The 19,402-nt window shown below is 71.7% G+C and carries 17 protein-coding genes; 12 read left to right on the top strand and 5 right to left on the bottom strand.

Annotation, left to right across the window (positions count from 1 at the left end):
- Nucleotides 1–102 precede the first annotated feature (102 nt).
- Nucleotides 103–1,485: a vanadium-dependent haloperoxidase gene (locus tag ABEA24_RS40995; protein ID WP_345438805.1), complete on the top strand. Its 1,383-nt coding sequence runs from the start codon at nt 103–105 to the stop codon at nt 1,483–1,485.
- A gap of 7 nt (nt 1,486–1,492) precedes the next feature.
- A complete protein-coding gene (locus ABEA24_RS40990; protein WP_345438802.1) occupies nt 1,493–2,041 on the top strand; it encodes a DUF6529 family protein in 549 nt (182 codons plus the stop codon).
- Nucleotides 2,042–2,109: 68 nt separating this feature from the next.
- Here the strand turns inward: ABEA24_RS40990 and ABEA24_RS40985 are convergent, their stop codons facing one another.
- Nucleotides 2,110–2,685, bottom strand: a complete 576-nt coding sequence (locus tag ABEA24_RS40985) for a hypothetical protein (protein WP_345438800.1) — start codon at nt 2,683–2,685, stop codon at nt 2,110–2,112.
- A gap of 71 nt (nt 2,686–2,756) precedes the next feature.
- Nucleotides 2,757–6,137, bottom strand: a complete 3,381-nt coding sequence (locus ABEA24_RS40980; protein WP_345438798.1) for a phosphodiester glycosidase family protein — start codon at nt 6,135–6,137, stop codon at nt 2,757–2,759.
- 405 nt (nt 6,138–6,542) lie between these two features.
- Here ABEA24_RS40980 and ABEA24_RS40975 point away from each other — a divergent pair, with 405 nt between their 5' ends.
- Nucleotides 6,543–8,006, top strand: a complete 1,464-nt coding sequence (locus tag ABEA24_RS40975; RefSeq protein ID WP_345438796.1) for an FG-GAP-like repeat-containing protein — start codon at nt 6,543–6,545, stop codon at nt 8,004–8,006.
- Between the two features lie 106 nt (nt 8,007–8,112).
- Here the strand turns inward: ABEA24_RS40975 and ABEA24_RS40970 are convergent, their stop codons facing one another.
- The gene (locus ABEA24_RS40970) at nt 8,113–9,996 is read right to left on the bottom strand and encodes a sensor histidine kinase (RefSeq protein ID WP_345438794.1); all 1,884 of its coding nucleotides are present in this window, start codon (nt 9,994–9,996) and stop codon (nt 8,113–8,115) included.
- A gap of 148 nt (nt 9,997–10,144) precedes the next feature.
- Between ABEA24_RS40970 and ABEA24_RS40965 the strand changes: the two genes are divergently transcribed.
- The 5 genes from ABEA24_RS40965 (at nt 10,145) to ABEA24_RS40945 (ending at nt 15,087) form a co-directional block, all read left to right on the top strand.
- Nucleotides 10,145–10,750 carry a response regulator transcription factor gene (locus ABEA24_RS40965; protein ID WP_345438792.1) on the top strand — a complete coding sequence of 202 codons (606 nt, stop codon included), beginning with the start codon at nt 10,145–10,147 and terminating at the stop codon, nt 10,748–10,750.
- Between the two features lie 188 nt (nt 10,751–10,938).
- Nucleotides 10,939–11,832, top strand: a complete 894-nt coding sequence (locus tag ABEA24_RS40960; RefSeq protein ID WP_345438790.1) for an alpha/beta hydrolase — start codon at nt 10,939–10,941, stop codon at nt 11,830–11,832.
- A complete protein-coding gene (locus ABEA24_RS40955; RefSeq protein ID WP_345438788.1) occupies nt 11,832–12,854 on the top strand; it encodes an aldo/keto reductase in 1,023 nt (340 codons plus the stop codon). The genes ABEA24_RS40960 and ABEA24_RS40955 overlap by 1 nt, the downstream gene beginning before the upstream one ends.
- Before the next feature lie 27 nt (nt 12,855–12,881).
- Nucleotides 12,882–14,132: an alpha/beta hydrolase gene (locus ABEA24_RS40950; protein ID WP_345438786.1), complete on the top strand. Its 1,251-nt coding sequence runs from the start codon at nt 12,882–12,884 to the stop codon at nt 14,130–14,132.
- 127 nt (nt 14,133–14,259) lie between these two features.
- Nucleotides 14,260–15,087 (top strand): SAM-dependent methyltransferase, encoded by an 828-nt coding sequence (locus ABEA24_RS40945; RefSeq protein WP_345438784.1) that lies wholly within the window; start codon nt 14,260–14,262, stop codon nt 15,085–15,087.
- Nucleotides 15,088–15,111: 24 nt separating this feature from the next.
- Here ABEA24_RS40945 and ABEA24_RS40940 read toward each other — a convergent pair whose 3' ends face one another.
- Both ABEA24_RS40940 and ABEA24_RS40935 read right to left on the bottom strand, forming a co-directional pair.
- Complete coding sequence (locus tag ABEA24_RS40940; protein ID WP_345438782.1) at nt 15,112–16,035, bottom strand: CU044_5270 family protein; 924 nt, start codon at nt 16,033–16,035, stop codon at nt 15,112–15,114.
- Complete coding sequence (locus ABEA24_RS40935) at nt 16,028–16,600, bottom strand: RNA polymerase sigma factor (protein WP_345438780.1); 573 nt, start codon at nt 16,598–16,600, stop codon at nt 16,028–16,030. Before ABEA24_RS40935 ends, ABEA24_RS40940 begins: the two co-directional genes overlap by 8 nt.
- 170 nt (nt 16,601–16,770) lie before the next feature.
- On the opposite strand from ABEA24_RS40935, the gene ABEA24_RS40930 reads away from it, so the two are divergent.
- The 4 genes from ABEA24_RS40930 to ABEA24_RS40915 all read left to right on the top strand — a co-directional run bounded on the left by ABEA24_RS40930 (nt 16,771) and on the right by ABEA24_RS40915 (nt 19,394).
- Nucleotides 16,771–17,517 carry a hypothetical protein gene (locus tag ABEA24_RS40930; protein ID WP_345438778.1) on the top strand — a complete coding sequence of 249 codons (747 nt, stop codon included), beginning with the start codon at nt 16,771–16,773 and terminating at the stop codon, nt 17,515–17,517.
- Entirely contained in the window at nt 17,514–18,467 is a 954-nt protein-coding gene (locus ABEA24_RS40925) for a J domain-containing protein (protein WP_345438776.1), read from the top strand. The genes ABEA24_RS40930 and ABEA24_RS40925 overlap by 4 nt, the downstream gene beginning before the upstream one ends.
- Nucleotides 18,468–18,544: 77 nt before the next feature.
- The gene (locus tag ABEA24_RS40920; protein ID WP_345438774.1) at nt 18,545–18,940 is read left to right on the top strand and encodes an ArsR/SmtB family transcription factor; all 396 of its coding nucleotides are present in this window, start codon (nt 18,545–18,547) and stop codon (nt 18,938–18,940) included.
- A complete protein-coding gene (locus tag ABEA24_RS40915) occupies nt 18,915–19,394 on the top strand; it encodes an SRPBCC family protein (protein ID WP_345438772.1) in 480 nt (159 codons plus the stop codon). Before ABEA24_RS40920 ends, ABEA24_RS40915 begins: the two co-directional genes overlap by 26 nt.
- Nucleotides 19,395–19,402: the final 8 nt, after the last annotated feature.

Genomic DNA, 19,402 nt, shown 5'->3' with positions numbered 1-19,402 from the left:
ACCGACAGTTTCACTTCCGCTAGCCGACAAGAGGACGTCGTGGGAATAATCGCTCTCTCAATACTGCGGAGAATCCAGCGCCGTCCCATGCTCGCGCTCGCGGTGGCCGCTTTCACCATCGGCGCCCAAGGCGCCGCGACACCCACCGTCCATGCCTCCCCACCCGAGGGCAGCGTCGTCGAGAGCGCCCCACAAGGCAACGTGGTGATCGAGTGGAACCGGACACTGCTCGCCATCGTGCGGTCTACGCAGACGAAGCAGTCTCACGTCCACCCGACCCGCAACTTCGCGATCATGAGTGCGGCCGTCTATGACGCGGTCAACGCGATCAGCCGGGCTCACCCCGTCTACGGCATCACCCTCACCGCACCACGGGACGCCTCACGCCCCGCCGCAGCGGCCACCGCCGCGCACGACACCCTCGTCACCTTGTACCCGGGCCGGAAGGCCGAGCTCGACCGGCAGTTGACCGCCGATCTGGCCACCGTTCCCGCCGGCCACGCGAAGCAGGAGGGCATCCGGGTCGGTTCCCAAGCGGCCCGCGGCATCCTCGCCCTACGTGCGCACGACGGCGCCGATGCCCTACCACCCCCGTACACCACCACCGGCAGACCCGGCGACTACCGGCCGACCCCACCGGGTCTCAGGCCACCGGAGTTCACCGGCTGGGGCAAGGTGACCCCCTTCCTGCTCCCCACCGGCCACCAGTTCCGTCCGGCCGCACCCCCGGCACTGAGCAGCACCGCGTACGTGGCCGCCATCAACGAGGTCAAGAGCGTCGGCGCCGCCCACAGCACGACGCGTACGGCGGAACAGACCACGCTCGCCAAGCTCTGGACCGCTCCGATCCAGAACTACTGGTACGACATCGCCCAACAGGTCGCCCTCGCGCGCCACAGTGACCTGGACCGGTCGGCGGACATGTTCGCGCTGCTGAACCTCACCATCGCCGACGCCACCATCGGCGTCTACGACGCCAAGTACACCTACCGCTTCTGGCGGCCGATCACCGCCATCCGCCTTGCCGAAGGCGACCCGCGGATCAAACGCGACCCCACCTGGACCACGCTCGTCCCGACCCCGCCCGACCCGTCCTACCCGGGGATGCACAGCGCGATCAGCACTGCGGCGGCAACGGTACTGACCGCCTTCTACGGCGACCGCAACGCCTTCACCCTCACGTCACCCGCCGCGCCCGGCGGCGCACCGCCCTACGCGAATCGCTACACCGGCTTCAGCGCCACCGCGACCGAAGCCGGACTCAGCCGCATCTGGGGCGGCGTGCACACCCGCCTGGACCACCAGGCCGGCAACGGACTCGGCGCAGCCATCGGCCGGTACACCCTGGGCCGGCTCGAACTCACCACGGCCACGCCGGCTCCCCCGCCCGGGAAGACCCCGTACACCGGTCCGGCCAAGCGCCTCGGCGTCGCGGTCCACGACGCCGAACTCGGCGAGATCATCGCCCCGGCCGAGGAGAGGTAGGGAGCAGATGATTGGGAGCAGCACGAGGAGGCCGGCCGGACAGCGGCTGGCGGCAGCCGCCGGGCTTGCGCTCGTCGTGGCGGCGGCTCTCTTCGCGTTCGGCCGGACGCACACGCCGAATTACGACAGCAGTCTGTTCGGACGCCGCGGCGGCGACGCGAACCTTCTCAAGGCCGAGCTCGGCACCGCACTGCAATGTCTGGCGTTCTTCCAGCTGATATTGGCGCTGTGGATGTACCGGCGGCTGCCCGGAGCCGGAGCCGCCCCACGCCGGGTGCCGCTCGCCCATCGCATCGGCGGAGCCGTTCTGTTCGTGCTCTCCCTGCCCATCGCCTACCACTGCATCACCGCGTACGGGGTGCAGACGTACAGCGCCCGGGTCGCTCTGCACTCCATCGCCGGGTGTTTCTTCTACGGCGCGTTCGCCGCCAAGGTGCTCATCGTCCGCAGCCGGTACCTGACCGCCTGGGCGCTGCCACTCGCCGGCGGCGCCCTTTTCTCCTTCGTCGCGATCCTGTGGCTCTCAGGGGCGCTCTGGCAGCTGACCCGCCCTTAGCTTGCCGTTCAACCTGCCTGCCCGAGTCTGCTGGCGAGCGTGGTGTCGCTGCAAAGCCGCGGTCGCGATCAATTCTCGCTGTTTCCGCGCGGGCGAGAACACTCCGCGGGGGTTCCGTCCAGGTTGGTGCCGTTGTCACCGGGCCGGATCCTGCCCTGCCAGGAACTGATGGGCTGGGTGGTGCCGCGTTCGTGCAGCCATCGCGACACCTGCACGAGCTCGTGCGCCGCCTCCAGTGGCGAGTCGCGAAACCCGCGGCTCATCTCCTCAATGGTGTGAATACCGCAGTCGAACTCCGGAGGGTGGATTACCTCGATGGACGCTTCGACGAGCCAGGGCGGGCCCCAGCGAAGATCCCAAGCACATCTGCGCGGGAAGGACATCCCCGCTCTGAAGCTCACTTCGCCCACCTCAACCATGCCGAAGACGCCGGCGGCCTCGAACCCGCCCGACCGGACATACTCCAGGCCGCTTCCGGTCCGCCCGCCCAGACCGGCTCGCACACCGAGGTGATCGGCCAGGTCCCCGATCAGACCCTCGGCCTCGTCCAGCAGCTCCATGACCCGTTCTGACCCGAGCGCGTCCGGAAACACCCAGCGGAGGTCGCCGTCGGCCAGCGCGACGGTGTCATAGCCGTCATACACGGCTCAAGTCTGACAGACCAGTCCCCGGTGACGCTGCGTCGCCGATCGCCTGGCCATCACGAACGCGCGGATCAGGTGCTCGGGTCGATGGTCACGGTGGCGGACTTGGTCTGGGGGCCGGAGGTGACGGTGACCGTCAGCGTGCCGGGGCGTACGGCGGTCAGGGTGCCGGTGGTCGGGTCGAGGATGGCCAGGACGTCGCGGCGGTGGCGGGCGGCCTTGGCCTCCTCGGGTGACGAGGTCACGACCAGGCCGGGGCCGCCGCTCCACGTCACGCTGGCCGGGTAGCGGAGCGGGAACCTCAGCCCGAAGCCGCTCGTCACGCCCGTCGCGGCGACCTGCCCCGACCCGCCGACGGCGAGCCGCTCGGGGGCCGACAGTTCGATGCCGTCGATGAGCGGCCGGCTCTCGGCCTCCAGCCAGTCGCGCGTGCCGGGATCCGGCAGGCCCGCCCGTACGCGCCCCGGGTGGGGGTCGACGCCGACGCGCATCCAGCCGAAGAAGCCGCCCTGGTCCGGTGAGCTGTACGGGGTCTTGCCGACCGCGGGGGTGTTCACCTCGAGCACCCCGTCGGCGCGGGTGACGGCGGCGGTGTGGGCGTGGCCGTTGAACAGCGCCACCGGCTTGCCGGACTCCTCCCGGAACGCCGCCAGCCAGCGTTCGACGAGGCCCGCCTCGAGCTGGTCGGTCAGCTGGGAGTCGCCGGCGCCGGACGGGTCGTGCGGCGGGTGGTGGAACAGGACGGCGACGCCCGTGACGGAGCGGTCGGTGGCGGCCTTGTTCAGCTCGTCCTGGAGTGCGGGGATCTGGTCCCAGTCGGAGGTGCGCAGGCTGCCGGTGTGGGAGTCGAGCAGGATGAACCGCGTGCCCTTGTGGTCGAACACCTGCCGGGTCTTGCGGCCGGTCGCGCTGACGAAGTTGTCGAGCCCGCCCGAGCCCAGGCCCGCCTCGTGGTTGCCCGGCACCCAGTACACCGGCAGCGTCGCCGGGACGTGGTCCTGCAACAGCCGCTGAGCGAACGCGAAGTCCGCCGGGCCGTCGCTGTCCACGAAGTCGCCGTTGACGAGGATGAAGTCGGGCCGGGCGGCGACGGCCTGGTCGAGGGCGGCGGCCGCCTGCTTCGCGGGGAAGGAGTCGGCGCCCGCGGCGGCGCTGACGTGCAGGTCGGACATGACGGCGTACGTCCAGCGGTCGGCACCGACGCCGCGCTGCTGCAGCACGTACGGGTCCGACATGGGCGCCTCGCGGCTGTCGGGCTGCTGGCCGACCTGAGCGGCGAGGGCGTCGAACTCCAGCTCTCCGGCGTCCTTCTTGTCCTGCGCGGTCTCAACGACGTAGATGTTCAGCAGCGTGATCGGGGTGGCGAACCCGGCGGGCAGGGTGCCGCTGACGCGCCGCCAGCCGGTCCAGTCGACGCTGAGCGCGAAGGTGAACGGCACGTTCGTGGTGCCCTGCGAGCGGAGGGTCGCGCGCAGCCAGTGCTCCTTGCCGTCGCCCTTCACCCACAGCGCGAGACCGCTCGCGCCGCTCGGCAGGGTGAGCGCGGTGGGCTGGACGACGGCGTACCCGGCGGACGTGCTGGGCTGGCCGGTGAAGTCGTACGTGAGGCGCAGCGCGTGGTTGTCCGACGGCGCGCCGGGGCGGTCGGCGGCCTCCACGGTGGCGACCTTGGCGGTGCCGCGGGCGGCCGACGCGCTCCACTTCTCGTCCGGCTCGAACTCCGCCATGGACTTGTCCACGAGACCGACCGACACGGGGATCTTCGCGGTCACGCCGCGGACGGTCGCGGTCAGAACCGTGCCGGTGCCGGTCGCACCGGGCTTTCCGGTGACCTTCAGGTCGCCGTCGGGTTCGGCGGTGACGTCGATGGCGTCATGGTCGTAGGTGAGCGTGACGTCGCGCGGGGCGACGGGCGCGCTGAAGCCGTCGGCGTCGTACCCGGTGAGCCCGACGTCCATCGGCGTACCGGGGGTCAGGGTGGCGGCGCGGCGGGTGAAGGCGAGCCGGTGCAGCGGGCCGAGGACGCGCAGGTCGTGCTCGCCGCGCGCGGACCCGGCGCGGGCCCGCAGCCGGCCGGAGCCCGGGGCGAGGGCGTGGAAGACGCCGCCGCTCACCCGGCCGAGCCGCCTCGGCGCGGCGTCCCAGGAGACGTGGCGCCCGCCGATCGGCACCGCCGCGTACGTCTCGTCGTACCCGGCGGCCGTGACGTCACGGGTCAGGCCGGGGAAGACGCGGTCGGCGCGCGGCCGTACGTCCAGCCCCTGCAGCGTGCCGGAGCCCTTGCGGCTGAACAGGCCGACGCCGTTCGGCACGGGCCGCTCGCTGCCGTCGGAGGGGGTGTTGACGACGCTGACGCCCGCGTCGCCGGGGCGGCGGGCGACGGCCTCGGTGGAGCCTCCGCCGTCGAGCATGTACGCGTCGCCGGCGCCGAGGCGGGCCATCAGCCGGGCCGTGTCGTCGAAGCTCAGCCCGGTGGAGAAGCTCGACGATCCATCGATCGCGACGAGGAGGAGCCGGTGGCCGCCGTCGCTCCAGCCGATGGCGGTGCGGGGCTTGAGCGCGTCGTTGCCGGTGCTCGGCGGGAAGTCGATCGCCTTGCCGTCGCGGACGAGCACCGCGCCGCTGCCCAGCGCCATCTTCAGCTTCGTGTTCGGGGCGAACGAGATCGCCGCCGCGTCGCCCGGCTTGGCGGCGGCGAGCTGCCCGGCGGCGGCGCCGCGGCCGAGGAGGACGAGGCCGTCGTCGGGGACGGGCGTCGTCGTGAGGTGGTCGTTGACGGCGGTCACCTTGCCGCCCGCGACGATGAGCTCGGTGTACGGGCCGGGGTCGCGGATGAGGGTGCGCAGGCCCGGCCCCCACTGCGGGGTGAAGGCGTCGATGCCGTCGGCGGGCGCGCTGGAGGAGTTGAGCGCGGCGAGGGGGCGTTCGACGCCGGCGATGGTGGCCGTGCCCTGGATGGCCAGGTCGGCGAGGTGGGCGAGGCCGTCGGTGCCGATTGCCGCGACGGTCGACGGCTGGCTCGTGCCCTTGCGGACGGCGCCGCCCTGGATCTCGGGGCCGATGGCGGCGTTGGTCTCGGTGATGTCGAAGTAGTCGCCGTTGACGGCGGCGACCGCGCGCTGCTCGTCGGCGGCCTGCGCGAGCGGCCGGGCCTCGCTGACCTTGCGGCCGACGAGGTCGACGCCGACGGAGTGGTTCCGCAGGTCGGCGCTGAGCACGTGGACGCGCGTCCAGCCGGTACGGCCGAAGGTGTCGAAGGTGGTGCGGACGATCCCCGGGGCCACCGGCTGGTCGACCCGGTCGGCCTCGATCGACTCGCCGGGCACGGCGGTCTGGTAGGAGGGGGCCGGGATGCGCGGCGGCCCCTCTGCCCGGGCCGGAACGCTCCAGGCGGGTGCGCCGAGAACGCCCAGGGCGAGGGCGCCCGCGGTGAGCAGGGATCGTACGCGCATCGAGGCCTCCGTGGGGGTGCCGCAGGAGATTAACGCGCCGGCCGGGTGATCACTAACACCGATCTTGACCGGTCGTGGTCGGCCAGATGAACTTCTCCCGCCGCGGTGAACTTCCCGGGCGGTGCTGCCACGCATGATCACTGTCCGGTACGATCCGGTTGCCGGTCATCCGGGTGATCTATAGAGGTCCGCCCGGTTTCAAGGTGACCGGCGTTCGACGTCCGGCCTGTCCTTGGCGCGCCGCCTTCCCCCGAATTCCGTGGATCCGTAACCGGCGCGGCGCCGTCCAAGATCCCGGCCGGTATCCGACCGGCTCCCGCCGTGACCGGCGTGGCCCCGACCTCCAGCGGTCGCGGCGCCTCCGCACCGGACACGGCGACCCGGTAGTGAACGTGAGGAGATTGCATGAGGTCTTATCGCCGGCGGGTGCTGCCGATCGGCTCGGTGGCGGCCCTCATCCTGGCGGGCGGAGGTCTCACGGGCACGGCGAACGCCGCGCCGAAGCCTCCGCCGGGCGCGAACCTCGTCGCCAAGCCGGGCGCGCGGGCGATGGCACCGCAGGTCACCGCGTCGGCAGCGGCCGCCGCTCCGGCGTCGGCGAAGCTGTCCCTGAAGGGGCAGTATCAGAAGACCAACATGAACTGCGTGCCGACGTCGTCGTCGATGAGCCTGTCGACGTTCGGCGTCAGCGTGAGCCAGGAGACGCTGGCCAAGAAGATGGGCACCAGCCCCACCAAGGGCACGACGGGCGCCCAGGCGCGGCCCGTGCTCAACTCCTACGCCGACCCGCTCGGCTACTCGTACGGCTTCGCGGACGCCCGGACGGCCTCGAGCCTGATGGCGAAGGTCTCCTACGACGTCGGGGTGCTCAAGCGGGCGCCCGTGCTCGGCGTGTTCATGGAGAAGCTGCCGTGGAACTCCAAGATGAGCGGCAAGAATGTCGGGCACGCCATCGTCGCGTACGGCTACAACCGCACCGCCGGGACCATCACCGTCTTCGACCCGTGGAAGTCCACCGGCGGGACGCACACCATCTCGGCCAAGAGCCTCGCCGCGGACATGCAGTCGTACGGGATGTACCTGGTCACCGCGCGCACCGACGTGGGCCTGTCGACGCTGGGCAACCAGACCGGGGACAGCTCGGCCGACGCCGTGGCGGTCGACCGGGCCACCGGGAAGCTGTGGCTGTACCCCGGTCCGAAGTTCACCGTGTCCGGGCGGAAGCTGATCGGCAGCAGCGGCTGGAACGGCATGACCGAGCTCACCGGCATCGGCGACCTGAGCGGCGACGGTAAGGCCGACCTCGTCGCCGTCCGCAAGAGCGACGGCACCCTGTGGGTCTACCCCGGCGCCACGAACGCCGTCGGCACGCCGATCAAGATCGGCAACAGCGGCTGGAACAACATGACCGAGCTCACCGGCATGGGCGACCTCACCGGTGACGGCAGGGCCGACCTCATCGCCGTGAGCAAGAGCGACGGCGCCCTGTGGCTCTACCCCGGCAAGGTCAAGGGCCTGGGCGGCCGCGTGCAACTGCGGGCGAGCGGCTGGACCGGCATGGAGAAGCTGACCGGCGTCACCGACATCACCGGAGACGGCAGGCCCGACCTGATCGCGGTGCGCAAGTCCGACGGCACCCTCTGGGTCTACCCGGGCGGAACCCGTTCCCTCGGGACGGCCAAGCAGCTCGGCTCCGGTTGGGGCGGCATCCGCTCGCTGACGCTGACCGGCGACATCACCGGCGACGGCGCCTCCGACCTGGTGGGCGTCGAGGCGAGCACCGGCATCATGTTCGTCTACCCGGGCCGTACGACCGGGTTCGCCGCCCGGCAGCAGCTGACGACCGGCTGGAACGGCTCGGCCGGCTGAGCCGTACGCCGAAGGCCTGAACGGGCGCGGTGCCGCGAGGCGCCGCGCCCGTTCCCGTACACGGCCACCGACAGCTCGGGCTCGGGCTCGCGAAAGCCGGTGCGGCTCAGGGCTGCGGGGACGCCGGCCCAGGAGTGCCGGCGAACTCGGCGACCAGCTCGAAGCGACCTCCTGGCCGTGCTCCGGCGGTGAGCCGCCCCCCGGTGCGTTCGGCCAAGCCCGTCAAGCCCGTGCCGCCGGTGCCTGGTTCCGAACCCACGGGTGGGGGCTCGGCCGCGCCGTCGTTGACGACGCGCAGCCGGACCGTGTCGCCCGCCGGGGTGACGGTGATGTGGCAGGTTCGGGCGGTGCTGTGTCGTACGACGTTGGTGACCGCCTCGCGCAGCACCGCGGCGACCGCCGCGTCCACCTCGGGCGGCAGGGTGCCGGTCTCGACGGTGGCGGCGGCCTGGATCCCGGCGGCCTCCAGGACGGCGTGCGCCGTGGTCAGCTCCTGGTCGAGGCGCAGCCCCACGGCCGAGTGGGCCACTGATTCGAGTTCGGCCAGTGCGCGCTCGACCAGGGCGGGCAGCGCGGCCAGCTCGGCGCGGGCACGGACCGGGTCGGTCTCCAGCAGCCGCTCGCACAGCTCTCCCCTGAGCACCACCGCCGACAGGCTGAAGGACAGCAGGTCGTGCAGGTCGCGGGCGATGCGGGTGCGCTCGCGGATGAGGGCTTCGCGGGTCAGGTCCCGCTGGGCCTGGTGCAGCAGGACCACCAGGTTCGACAGCCGGATCAGGGCGTAGGAGACCCAGGTGAGGATGGCCATGGACACCAGGAGCCCCGCCATCCCCGCCAGGTTGGGCACCGGCGGCGGGTAGAAGAGGAGCGGGATGTACAGCGCCAGCGCCACACCGGTGATCACCAGAGAGCGCGGTGGCCGCATGCGGGTGAGCACCAGGCCCAGGAAGAAGGGCCACAGGTTGGCGATGGCGCTGAGGTCCCAGAGCAGGTAGCTGAACGGCATGGCGGGGACGCCCAGCAGCAGCCCGAGGAGGATCAGCTGCTTCCGGGACGGCTTCATCAGCAGCAGGACCACTCCGGCCGCGCAGATCAACGGCGCCATCAGCAGCAGCGTCCACGGCCGGTGGTAGGTCGCGACCACGCCGACCAGCTGGAGCGACGCATCGCAGATGAACACCGCGGCCAGGGTGAGGCGTGCCACCTTCGGCGACTCGATCGGCGCCGGCAGGGCGGGCGAGACGCGGTAGTCGGCGGCCGTCGCGCGGATGTCGGTCAGCGCCTGCCGGACGGTCGCGACGGCCGCGCGGAGCCGGTCCCGCGCGATCTTCGGCTCGGCGTCGACGGCCTGTGCCAGCCGCACCAGGACGGCCCGCAGGTGAGCGCCGACGATCGTGCGCAGTTCGCCGTCGACCCGTAGCCGTTCGCGCAGCAGCTCCAGGCGCGCCAGATCCCCACGGGCCGCGTCGAGCCGGGCCACCATCGCCACCAGGGCGTACAGCCCGAAGATGATCAGGCCGTCATTGGCGGTCTTCTGCGCCCTCATGATCGCCGACAGCGCGTCGTCGCCGGCCCACAGTCCGGCCACGTCCGTAGCGACCAGGATGAGCCCGAACAGCGGCCAGGCCGCCCTTCCCCGGAAGGCGCACAGCGCCGCGACCGCCAGTGGCCACGGCAGCCAGTCCCAGTGAGTGCCCGCGACGGCGAACGGCACCGCGTACAGCGACACCAGCGCCGCCAGCAGGCCGTCCCGGACCCGGCGGCGATGCGGCCCGGCCAGCAGCACGACCAGCGGCGGATAGGGAGCCATCGTGACGAGCGCGACCGACCACGACAGTCCTTCCTCCAACGCCGCCAGCAGCCGGACGGCCATGATCAGGCCGAGCGCGGTCCACATCATCAGCCGCACCAACCGCAACTGCGAATCCCCGGCGCCGCCCGACCCGTCGTCTATCGGGTCGTTCTCCGCCGCAGCAACCGAGGTCCCCACCAACCACGTCTCCCCTGGCCCCTGACATCACAGAATGTCGGTTAACCGGACATTAGTGGCGCTGCCCTCCCCGTACCACAGGCTCTCCGCCGCCACCTCCGTCCCGACGCCGGCCGTCGAATCCCTTGCCGCTGAGGTAGTGTTCGGCGTGATCAAGATTCTGCTCGCCGAGGACGTGGCGCTGCTGCGTTCGGCGCTGGTGGAACTGCTGTCCCTGGAGGACGACCTCCAGGTGGTCGCGGAGCTCGCCTCGGGCGCGCTCATCGTGCCGACCGCGCTGGACGTCCAGCCCGACGTGGCCGTACTCGACATCGACCTGCCCGAGGTGGACGGCCTGGCCGCCACCGAACAGCTCCGCGAACGGCTGCCCGGGTGCCGGGTGTTGATCCTGACCGGTCTGAACCGGCCGGGCCAGCTCCGCCGGGCGCTCGCCGCCCACGTAGCGGGGTTCCTGCCCAAGGACGTACGGCCCGCCGAACTCGCCGATGCGATCCGGACCGTCGCCTCAGGCGGCCGAGTGCTGGACCCTGCGCTCACGGCCGCGGCCCTGGAGGCGTCGGCGAGCCCCCTGTCGCAGCGGGAGACGATGGTGCTCCGCATGTCGGCCACGGGCGCCTCCCCCGTGGAGATCGCCGAGCGGCTCTTCCTCACCCCGGGGACCGTCCGCAACTACCTCACGTCGGCGGCGGTGAAACTGGACGCCCGGAACCGCGTCGACGCCATCAGGATCGCCACCGACGCGGGCTGGATCTGAGCCCGGCGGCCACCCTGGCGGGACGTGGCTGGAGATCGCTCATCCGGGGGCTTTTATGAAAAAGTCACATCTCAACGGGTGATGAAAACGCTATCGAGCCACCTCCCGGACCTGCGACTCTTCTCCGCGGCGCAAGCCGCGCGGTGCCCGAAAGCACCGTTCGAGCAGGCATGAGCGTGAGGGGATTCGTGGTTTTGATAGAGAAGGTCGAGTTCAGCAGCGACGGGTATCGGCTGGCCGGTGACCTCTACCTGCCCGAGCCGGGGACCGTGCGCGGCGGCGTGGTGCTGACCGGCCCGTTCTCCGGGGTGAAGGAACAGGTGACCGGCTATTACGCGGAGCGGTTCGCACAGCGCGGATATGCGGCCCTGGCCTTCGACCACCGCAACTGGGGCGACAGCGAGGGTGAACCGCGCCGGCATGAGGACGCCACCGCGAAGGTGTCGGACCTGCGCAACGCGGTCGGCTTCCTGGCCGCCCGGCCGGAGGTCGACGCCGAGAAGATCGCGCTGTGCGGGGTGTGCCTGGGCGGGATCTACTCGGTGCAGCTCGCCGCCTTCGACCCCCGGGTCAAGGCCGTGGCACTGATCGCGGCCGCCTACAACAATCCCAAGCTGATCCATGACCGGTTCGGCGCGGAGAACTTCGCGGCACTGATGGACCAGTTCGCGCGGATAGCGCAGCGGCAGTCCGACACGGGCGAGATCGAGTACTGGCCCGCCGTCAACCCCGAGGGCATGCCTGCGGGAAACCCCGGCCCGGAGCCGTTCGAGTACTACGGCACCGAGCGCGGGGCCCGGCCCGGGTGGGAGAACCGCTGCACCGCGCTGTCGGTGCTGCAGGAGCTGACGCTGGACGTCGACTCCTTCCTGCCGCTGGTCGGCGCCCCTCTGTTGATCGTGCACGGCAGCGGCGACCAGGCCATTCCCGTGTCCGACGCGGAGGCCGCCTTCGCGGCGGTGCCCGAGCCCAAGGAACTGCTGCTGCTCGACACGAGCAACCACATCGACCTGTACGACGACGACCGCTACGTACTGCCGGCCATCGAGCGGGCCGTGTCCTTCTTCGACGGGAGTCTGTGATGCGGTACCGACTGCTCGGCCGCACCGGACTGCGGGTGTCGGAGGCGTTCCTCGGAGCGATGACCTTCGGACAGGACTGGGGATGGGGCGCCTCCCTGGAGGAGTGCCGCAAGATCTTCACCGCCTACGCCGAAGCGGGCGGGAACGTGGTCGACACCGCCAACCGGTACACCGAGGGCAGCAGCGAGAAGATCGTCGGGGAGCTGCTCGGCTCCGACCGCGACCGCTTCGTCCTGTCCACGAAGTACACCCTGACCATGGACGGCACCGACCCCAACGCCGGCGGCAACCACCGCAAGAACCTGGTCCGCTCGGTCGAGGCCAGCCTGCAGCGGCTCGGCACCGACTACATCGACCTGCTGTGGGTGCACATCTGGGACCCCGACACCCCGATCGAGGAGACCATGCGGGCCCTGGACGATCTCGTCCGGGCGGGCAAGGTGCTGTACACCGGGATCTCCGACGCGCCCGCCTGGCTCGTCGCCCGTGCGAACAGCATCGCGGAGTTCCGCGGGTGGACGCCGTTCGCCGGGCTCCAGCTGCCCTACAGCCTCCTCAAGCGCGACATCGAGCGGGAGCTGCTGCCGATGGCCTCGGCACTGGAACTGTCGGTGGCCGCGTGGTCGCCGCTGGCCGCCGGCGTCCTGGCGGGCAAGTTCACCCGGGGCGGCGCCGACGGTCCCTCCCGGGTCGACCGGGCCACCGTCTCCGAACGCGACCTCACCATCGCGCGGACGGTGGACACCGTGGCCGACGAACTCGGCGTGTCCTCATCGCAGGTCGCCATCGCGTGGACCAGGGCGCGCCGGCCCTGGATCCACCCGATCCTCGGCGCCCGCAACCTGGAGCAGTTGACCGACAACCTCGCCGCGGTCGATCTGGAACTCCCCGAAGAGGCGGTGACCCGGTTGGACAAGGCCAGCGCGATCGAACTGGGCTTCCCGATGGAGTTCATCGCGGACACCACCGACTTCGTCTACGGGCCCAGCGGAGAACGGGTCGACGGCCGCCGGCCCCGCTGACCGACCCACACTGAAGAGGAGCCTCCTGTGAGGTCTGTTCGTCATGCCTTCCTGACCAGAGTCCGCCTACTCTCCACGGCCACCGCGGCCGGTGCCGTCCTGGCCACCGTGCCCGCCACGGGCGGGTACGCCGACGGCTGCGATCAGGCCTGCCAGATCGACTGGGCCTGGGCGGCCCAGCGGCAGAACACCCTGCCGCGCACCGCCTTCTACGATGCGCCCAGCCCACTGCCGTGGGCGCCGAGCGGGACCCTGATCCGCGCGGAGACCACCTCCGACTACGTGGTGGAGAACAAGCCGGTCAAGGCCGTCCGGGTGCTGTACCACTCCCGTACCTCCCAGGGCCGCGACGTGGCGGTCTCCGGCGTCGTGCTGGTGCCGCAGGACCGCCCACGCCCGGTGGGCGGCTGGCACGTCGTGGTCGACGCACATGGGGCCAGCGGCATCGGCGTCGACTGTGCGCCGTCGCTGATGCGCGACCTCTACCACGGCGACCAGATGGTCCGCTTCCTGGAGCAGGGATACGTCGTCGTCGCCCCGGACTACGCGGGCCTGGGCACGACCGGTCGCCCGGAACTGGTGAACAAGACCGCCGAGGCCGAGGACATCGCCGGGGCGGTGCGGTCCGCGCGCCAGGCCGTGCCCGGCCTGGCGCGTAACTGGGTGCTGTGGGGACATTCCCAGGGCGGCGGCGCGGCACTGGGCTTCGCCGAACGCCAGCTGAAGCGCCCGGAGCCGGGCTACCGGGGGGCGGTCGTCACCTCGCCCGCCGCCGATCTGCCCACGCTCGCCGCCCACGTCGCCACGACCGTCCCGTACGGCGGATTCGCTCCGCTGCTGGCCCAGGGTGCCGCCTACAGCAACCCGAAGATCGACGTCGGACGCCTGCTGACCCCGGCCGCCCTGGCCCGCCTGGACGCCGCCCGGAGCGGCTGCCTGGGCGTGACCACCGCGGTGTACGCGGATCTGACCGGGTCGGCGCTGGTCCAGCCGGGCTACGCCGGCGACCCGCGCTTCACCCGGTACCTGCGCGACAACAGCCTCGGCCGGAAGCGAGTCGCCGGCCCGGTGCTGTTCCTGCAGGGCGGCGCGGACACCGTCACTCCCGCATCGGTCAACGCCAAGGTCGCCGCCGGACTCCGCAGCACGGGCTCCCAGGTCACCTACCGCGTCTACGACGGCCTGGAGCACGACACTTACGGAGGTGCGACCGGCATCGACGACGGCGCGATGCCCGACATCCTCGCCTGGGTCAAGTCCCGCTTCGCCACCCGCTGAAGCCCGCTCCTCGGTGGCGTGCCGGGCGCGGTGCCGCGAGGCGCCGCGCCCGTTCGCGTCCCTGCCCGGCCGCGGGAACAGAACGATCTTCACATTCGTTGCCCCGACCGACGGTGATCGACCACGAATGAGGGAAACCGTGATGGGCGACGAGGAGATCCCGGTTCACGACCTGCGTACGAACCGGCCGACCCCGGCGCGGATGTATGACTACTACCTCGGCGGCAAGGACAATTTCGCCGTCGACCGGGACGCGGCCGAGCAGGTCCTGGCCGCCGCACCCGAGGTGCGCGTGCTGGCGCGGGAGAACCGCGCGTTCCTCGGCCGGGTCGTGCGCTTCCTCGCGGGCGAGGCGGGCATCCGGCAGTTCATCGACGTGGGCACGGGGCTGCCGACCCAGGGCAACGTGCACGAGGTCGCGCAGTCCGTCGCGCCCGGCACCCGCGTCGTGTACGTCGACAACGACCCGATCGTCCGCGCCCACGCGAAGGCGCTGCTGCCCGACGACGGCACCACCGCCGTGGTCGAGGCGGACATGCGCGACCCCGGCCCGATCCTCGACCACCCGCAGACACGCCGGCTGATCCGCTTCGACGAGCCGGTCGCGGTGCTGTTCATGTCGGTGCTGCACTTCATCGCCGACGAGGAGGACCCGTACGGCCTCGTCGCGGCGTTCCGGGACGTGTCCGTGCCGGGCAGCCACCTGGCGCTGTCCCACATCACACCGCCGGAGCAGGGCGCCGACGGCGCGGCGTCCGCCGCCGACGTCTACAAGAAACGCGCCACCTCCCCGGCCATCCTCCGCTCACCCAAGGAGATCGCGGCGCTCTTCGACGGCTACGACCTGGTCGAACCCGGCCTGGTCAACCTGCCGAAGTGGCGGCCCGACGACCCCGCCGCCGTACGGGACGCCGAGTCCATCTGGATGCTCGGCGCCGCCGGCCGCAAGCGCTGAGCCTGCGGCCAGCGGCTTCCGGCTTCAGCCGCGGCCCGGGGGCAGGGGTTTGTGCGGGGTGACCTTGGGCAGGGTGTTCGTCCACTCGGCGGCGAGGACCGTGACGCGGTGGTACGAGGCGGCGCTGGTGGTACCGACGCTGCGCACCAGGGAGGTCGCCGGATCGAAGACCAGCGTCTCCTCGTCAGCGGTACCGCTGTTGATGACCAGGCCACGTCCGCCCTTGACATTGCCCGTGCTCTTGACGTTCGGAAGCGCGGCGAGAGCCCGGAACGCAGCGGCGCGGACCTTCGGCGGGGCGGGGTACTCGTAGAGCAGTTCGATCATCGCGTGCGGGACGTACGTCGGTTCGGCGCCGGTGGGAAGCCGGCCGGTCTTGGAATGCCTGATGGAGTCGTTGATCCACGCGGTCAGGCCGTCCCCCGTGATCGGCAGCCGCTGCAGTTGGTCGAAGGTCAGCTTGGTGAAGGCGATCTGGAAGGGCGCCCAGTTGCCCCCGCCATTGTCGTTCTTGACGACGGGGCCGCTGCCCGCCCGGCCCCACGACGCTCCGTCGCGCCGGGTCCAGGAGTCACCCAACGACCGGTATGCCTTTGACGTGCGCTTCTTGGCTTCGTCGATCGTTTTGACGTGCCAGTAGGTCCCGGACCCCGCCGGCCGGGCCTCCGCGGTGGCGGCGGCCGCGAGGAGGATCTGCCGGCTCGACAGCTTGGTCGGGGGACTGTTGGGGTTCGCGGTGGGTGCCGTCGAGTCGGAGGACACGACGACCACGGCGGTCGCCGCGGCCGCTGCGGTCGCGCCGAGAGCGATCACCGGCATGCGGATCCGGCGCCTGCGGGCCACCGGTCCGCGCATCCTTTTCTGCAGCCGGCGCCGCCCCCGGTCCACCGCCTCGCGGGACATGTCCGGCGCCGCCAGCGTGGTGGCGAGCATCTGCAGGTCATCCATGGAACGCCTCCTTATTGAGCACTTTCTGGAGCTTCGTACGGGCGCGGCTGAGCCGGGAGCCGACCGTGCCCGGGGAGATGCCGAGCGCCTCGGCCACCTCCTCGTAGCTGAGCTGGGCAAGGGCGACGAGCAGCAGGACGTCGCGCTCGCCCCGGGACAGCCCGGCCAGGGCCTTGGCGAGCTGCGGCTGCATGCGCTGCGCGGTCACCGAGGCGGCGACCCGGCCGTCGTGGGGTTCGGCGGCGCGCTCGCGGCCCATGCGGCCCAGCGCCTGGTAGTGGCGGGCCTCCTTGCGCCGGTGCTGGGCCACCAGGTGCGTGGCGATGCCGAACAGCCAGGGCCGCAGGTTGCCGCGGCCGGGGTCGAACCGGTCGCGTCGGTCGAACGCCACGCAGAACGTCTCGGCGGCCACGTCCTCGGCCGACTGCGCGTCCAGCCTCCCGGCCGCGTAGCGATGAATGTCCTGGACATAGCGGTCGTACACGGCGGTGAAGGAGTCGGGGTCCGCGCTGAAACGGGCGGCGAGCTCGGCGTCGGACGCCTGCTCCCCCACGTCGGCGGTCACCTTCTCGTCTCTCTCATACGGCTTCCCTCCGGGTGGAGCGGTCAACGATCACCCGTACTCCGTCGCACGCGCGAATCGTCTTCCGTGGCCTTTCCAGGACGGGACAGTGCGTCGGCGGTCTCGACATAATGGGGTTCGGCCGTCGGCAGAGCGGGCAGGAGGCTCGGCGCGTGGATTCGTCGTTTCCCATCGTCCCAACCGGCGACGACCGCCCGCTCACACGGCGCGGCGGCGGGCTGGAGCCCACGCAGCCCGGCACGGCCCCGCTGCACCAGGCCGGAGAGATGGGCCTGGACTCCGGGGAGAAGCTCCGCCAGGAGTGCTGGGAGATGATCGGCGGGCGCACCCGGGAGCGCCTGACCGAGCTGGCCGGCGGTGTCATCGACTGGTTCGCCCGCCGTGACGCGTCCAGCCCCGACGGCCGGCCGTACGCCGTGGTCTTCGGCGACCGGGGCCTGACCATCGCCGAGCCGCGGATCAACACCGAGCATCGCCCGGTCTACGCCGTCTCGGGGTTCCTGTTCGAGCCCGGGTCGCTGCGGCATGTCCGCGTGGACCACCGGCCGCCGCCGTACGCACCCGGGTCCGGTCCCGCCCTGGGGTCCGGGCCGAGGCCGCCGGCCCAGCAGATCGCCGGGCTCGACTCCGCCGACCGGGGGCTGCTCGGCAACCTCCCGCCGCGCGCGCAGGAGCTGCTGCAGACGCCGTTCACCTCGGGGCAGGGTGTGCTGCGCTGCAACTGGGCGTACGAGGGGTTCGAGCACCACCTCAACATGTTCATGGTCTGCCTGGCGGGGGCGCGTGACGTCACCGTCGCGTCCGGCACGAAGGTGATCCCCGCCGGCCATACCGACGCGACCGCGCACTGGTCGCTGACGTGCTACCGGGCCTCGGTGGCACGCCGCATGGGCAAGTGAGGCCCGCGGACTTCGCCGAACTCTCGGGGCACGACGCGTACGACCTGCTCGGGGTCGGCCCGGACGCGACCCAGGACGAGATCCGGCGCGCGTACCGCGCCCTGGCCAAGACCGGGCATCCCGACCTGGTCGCGGACGCGCGGGCGAAGAAGGCCGCCGAGGAGCGCATCCGTCTGCTGAACGCCGCGCGCGACGTCCTGCGGCACCGCCGCGCCGCCTACGACGCCTTCCGCGCCACGCCGCCGGAGCCGGAGCCTGAACCCGAGGAGATCATCGACGATCCGTGGGCGGGTGCCGCACCCGGCGCCCCGCCTCCGCAGGACCCGTGGGCGAACGCCGACGTCGGTCCGCCCCCTTCCGCGGACCCCTGGGACACCGCCGATCACGGCCCGCCCCCGCCTGCGGCCCCGTGGGACACCCATCCCGGCCCGCCACCGCCTCCCCCGACAGTTCCGCCTCGGCCCCGGTTCGTCCGGCCGGTGCGCCGGCGGCGCTCGATCGGGGCCAGGGTCGGCATCGGGTGTTCGGTGGCGTGGGGGATCGTGTGGTTCGGCGGGGCGCTCGTCCTCATCCTCTCGGCGCTCTTCCCCGATCGCGGGCCGCAGCCGTCGGTGGTCGTTCCGGCGAAGTTCGCGGGTACGTGGCAGGGGACGGTGACGGACTCCGCCAAGAAGAACGGCACGCACGCGCGGTGGAAGGCCGAGGTCACGCTGCACTCCGGCAAGCACTTCGGCGAGGTGCGCTACCTCGACGGCAAGTGCGCCGGCACGGCCGTACCGATCTCCTTCGACCAAGGCCGGCTGACGGTGCACACGCCGTTCGGGCCGTCGATGACCGGCTGCGACGTCGGCGACATGCACCTCACCCGGCGTAAGAGCCCCAAGCTCGACGTCGTCTACTACGACAAGAACGGCAAGGTCACGGCGTCCGGCGTGCTCGCCCGGCGCTGACTCCCCGCGCTCCCTTGACAGGGCCGGAGTGCGGACCGATTATTAACCTACTCGTTCTAAAACAAGGTGGTTATGAAGTGGCCGACGACCGGATCAGCCTCGTGTTCGCGGCGCTCGCGGATCCCACGCGGCGCGCGATCCTGACCCGGCTGACCCGGGGGGACGCGACGGTGGCCGAGCTGGCCGCGCCGTTCGACGTGTCCCAGCCGGCGATCTCGCGGCACCTGAAGGTGCTGGAGAACGCCGGGCTGATCTCCCGGACCCGGCGCGCGACGGCCCGGCTCAGCCACCTGGAGGCCGAGCCGCTCCGCGAGGTGACCACCTGGCTGGCCCACTACCAGCGGTTCTGGGACGAGAGCCACGAACGGCTCGACGAGCTGCTCGCGGCGCTGCAGGGCCAAAGAGGAGACGGCCGCACGGACGCGACCACGACGAACGGAGACGACCATGGCCAAGACGCAGATCACCGCTGAGCCCGGCATCCCGCAGATCGTCATCACGCGGGAGTTCGAGGCACCGCGCGACCTGGTGTTCCGGGCGTACAGCGACCCGGAGCTGATCGTGCGCTGGCTCGGCCCGCGCGAGCTCACCACGCGGTTCGACCACCATGACCCGCGCGACGGCGGCCGCTGGCGCTACGTCAGCACCGACCCGGCCGGCAACGAGCACGGCTTCCACGGTGTCTTCCACGGCGAGCCGTCGATCGAGGGCATCGTGCAGACCTTCGAGTACGAGGGCGTGCCCGGCCACGTCGCGCTGGAGACGGTGACCTTCGAGGACGTCGACGGCCGGACGCTGGTGCGCACGGTGTCCAGCTTCCAGTCGGTGGAGGACCGCGACGGCATGGTCGCCTCCGGGGCGGAGAGCGGCATCCGCACCTCCGATGAGCGCTTGGAGGAACTCCTCGCCGAGCTCCAGGGCAGCTGACATGGCGG

The organism is Actinoallomurus vinaceus (assembly GCF_039542055.1).
Classification (GTDB): domain Bacteria; phylum Actinomycetota; class Actinomycetes; order Streptosporangiales; family Streptosporangiaceae; genus Actinoallomurus; species Actinoallomurus vinaceus.
This window is presented reverse-complemented; position numbering and strand designations above follow the sequence as displayed.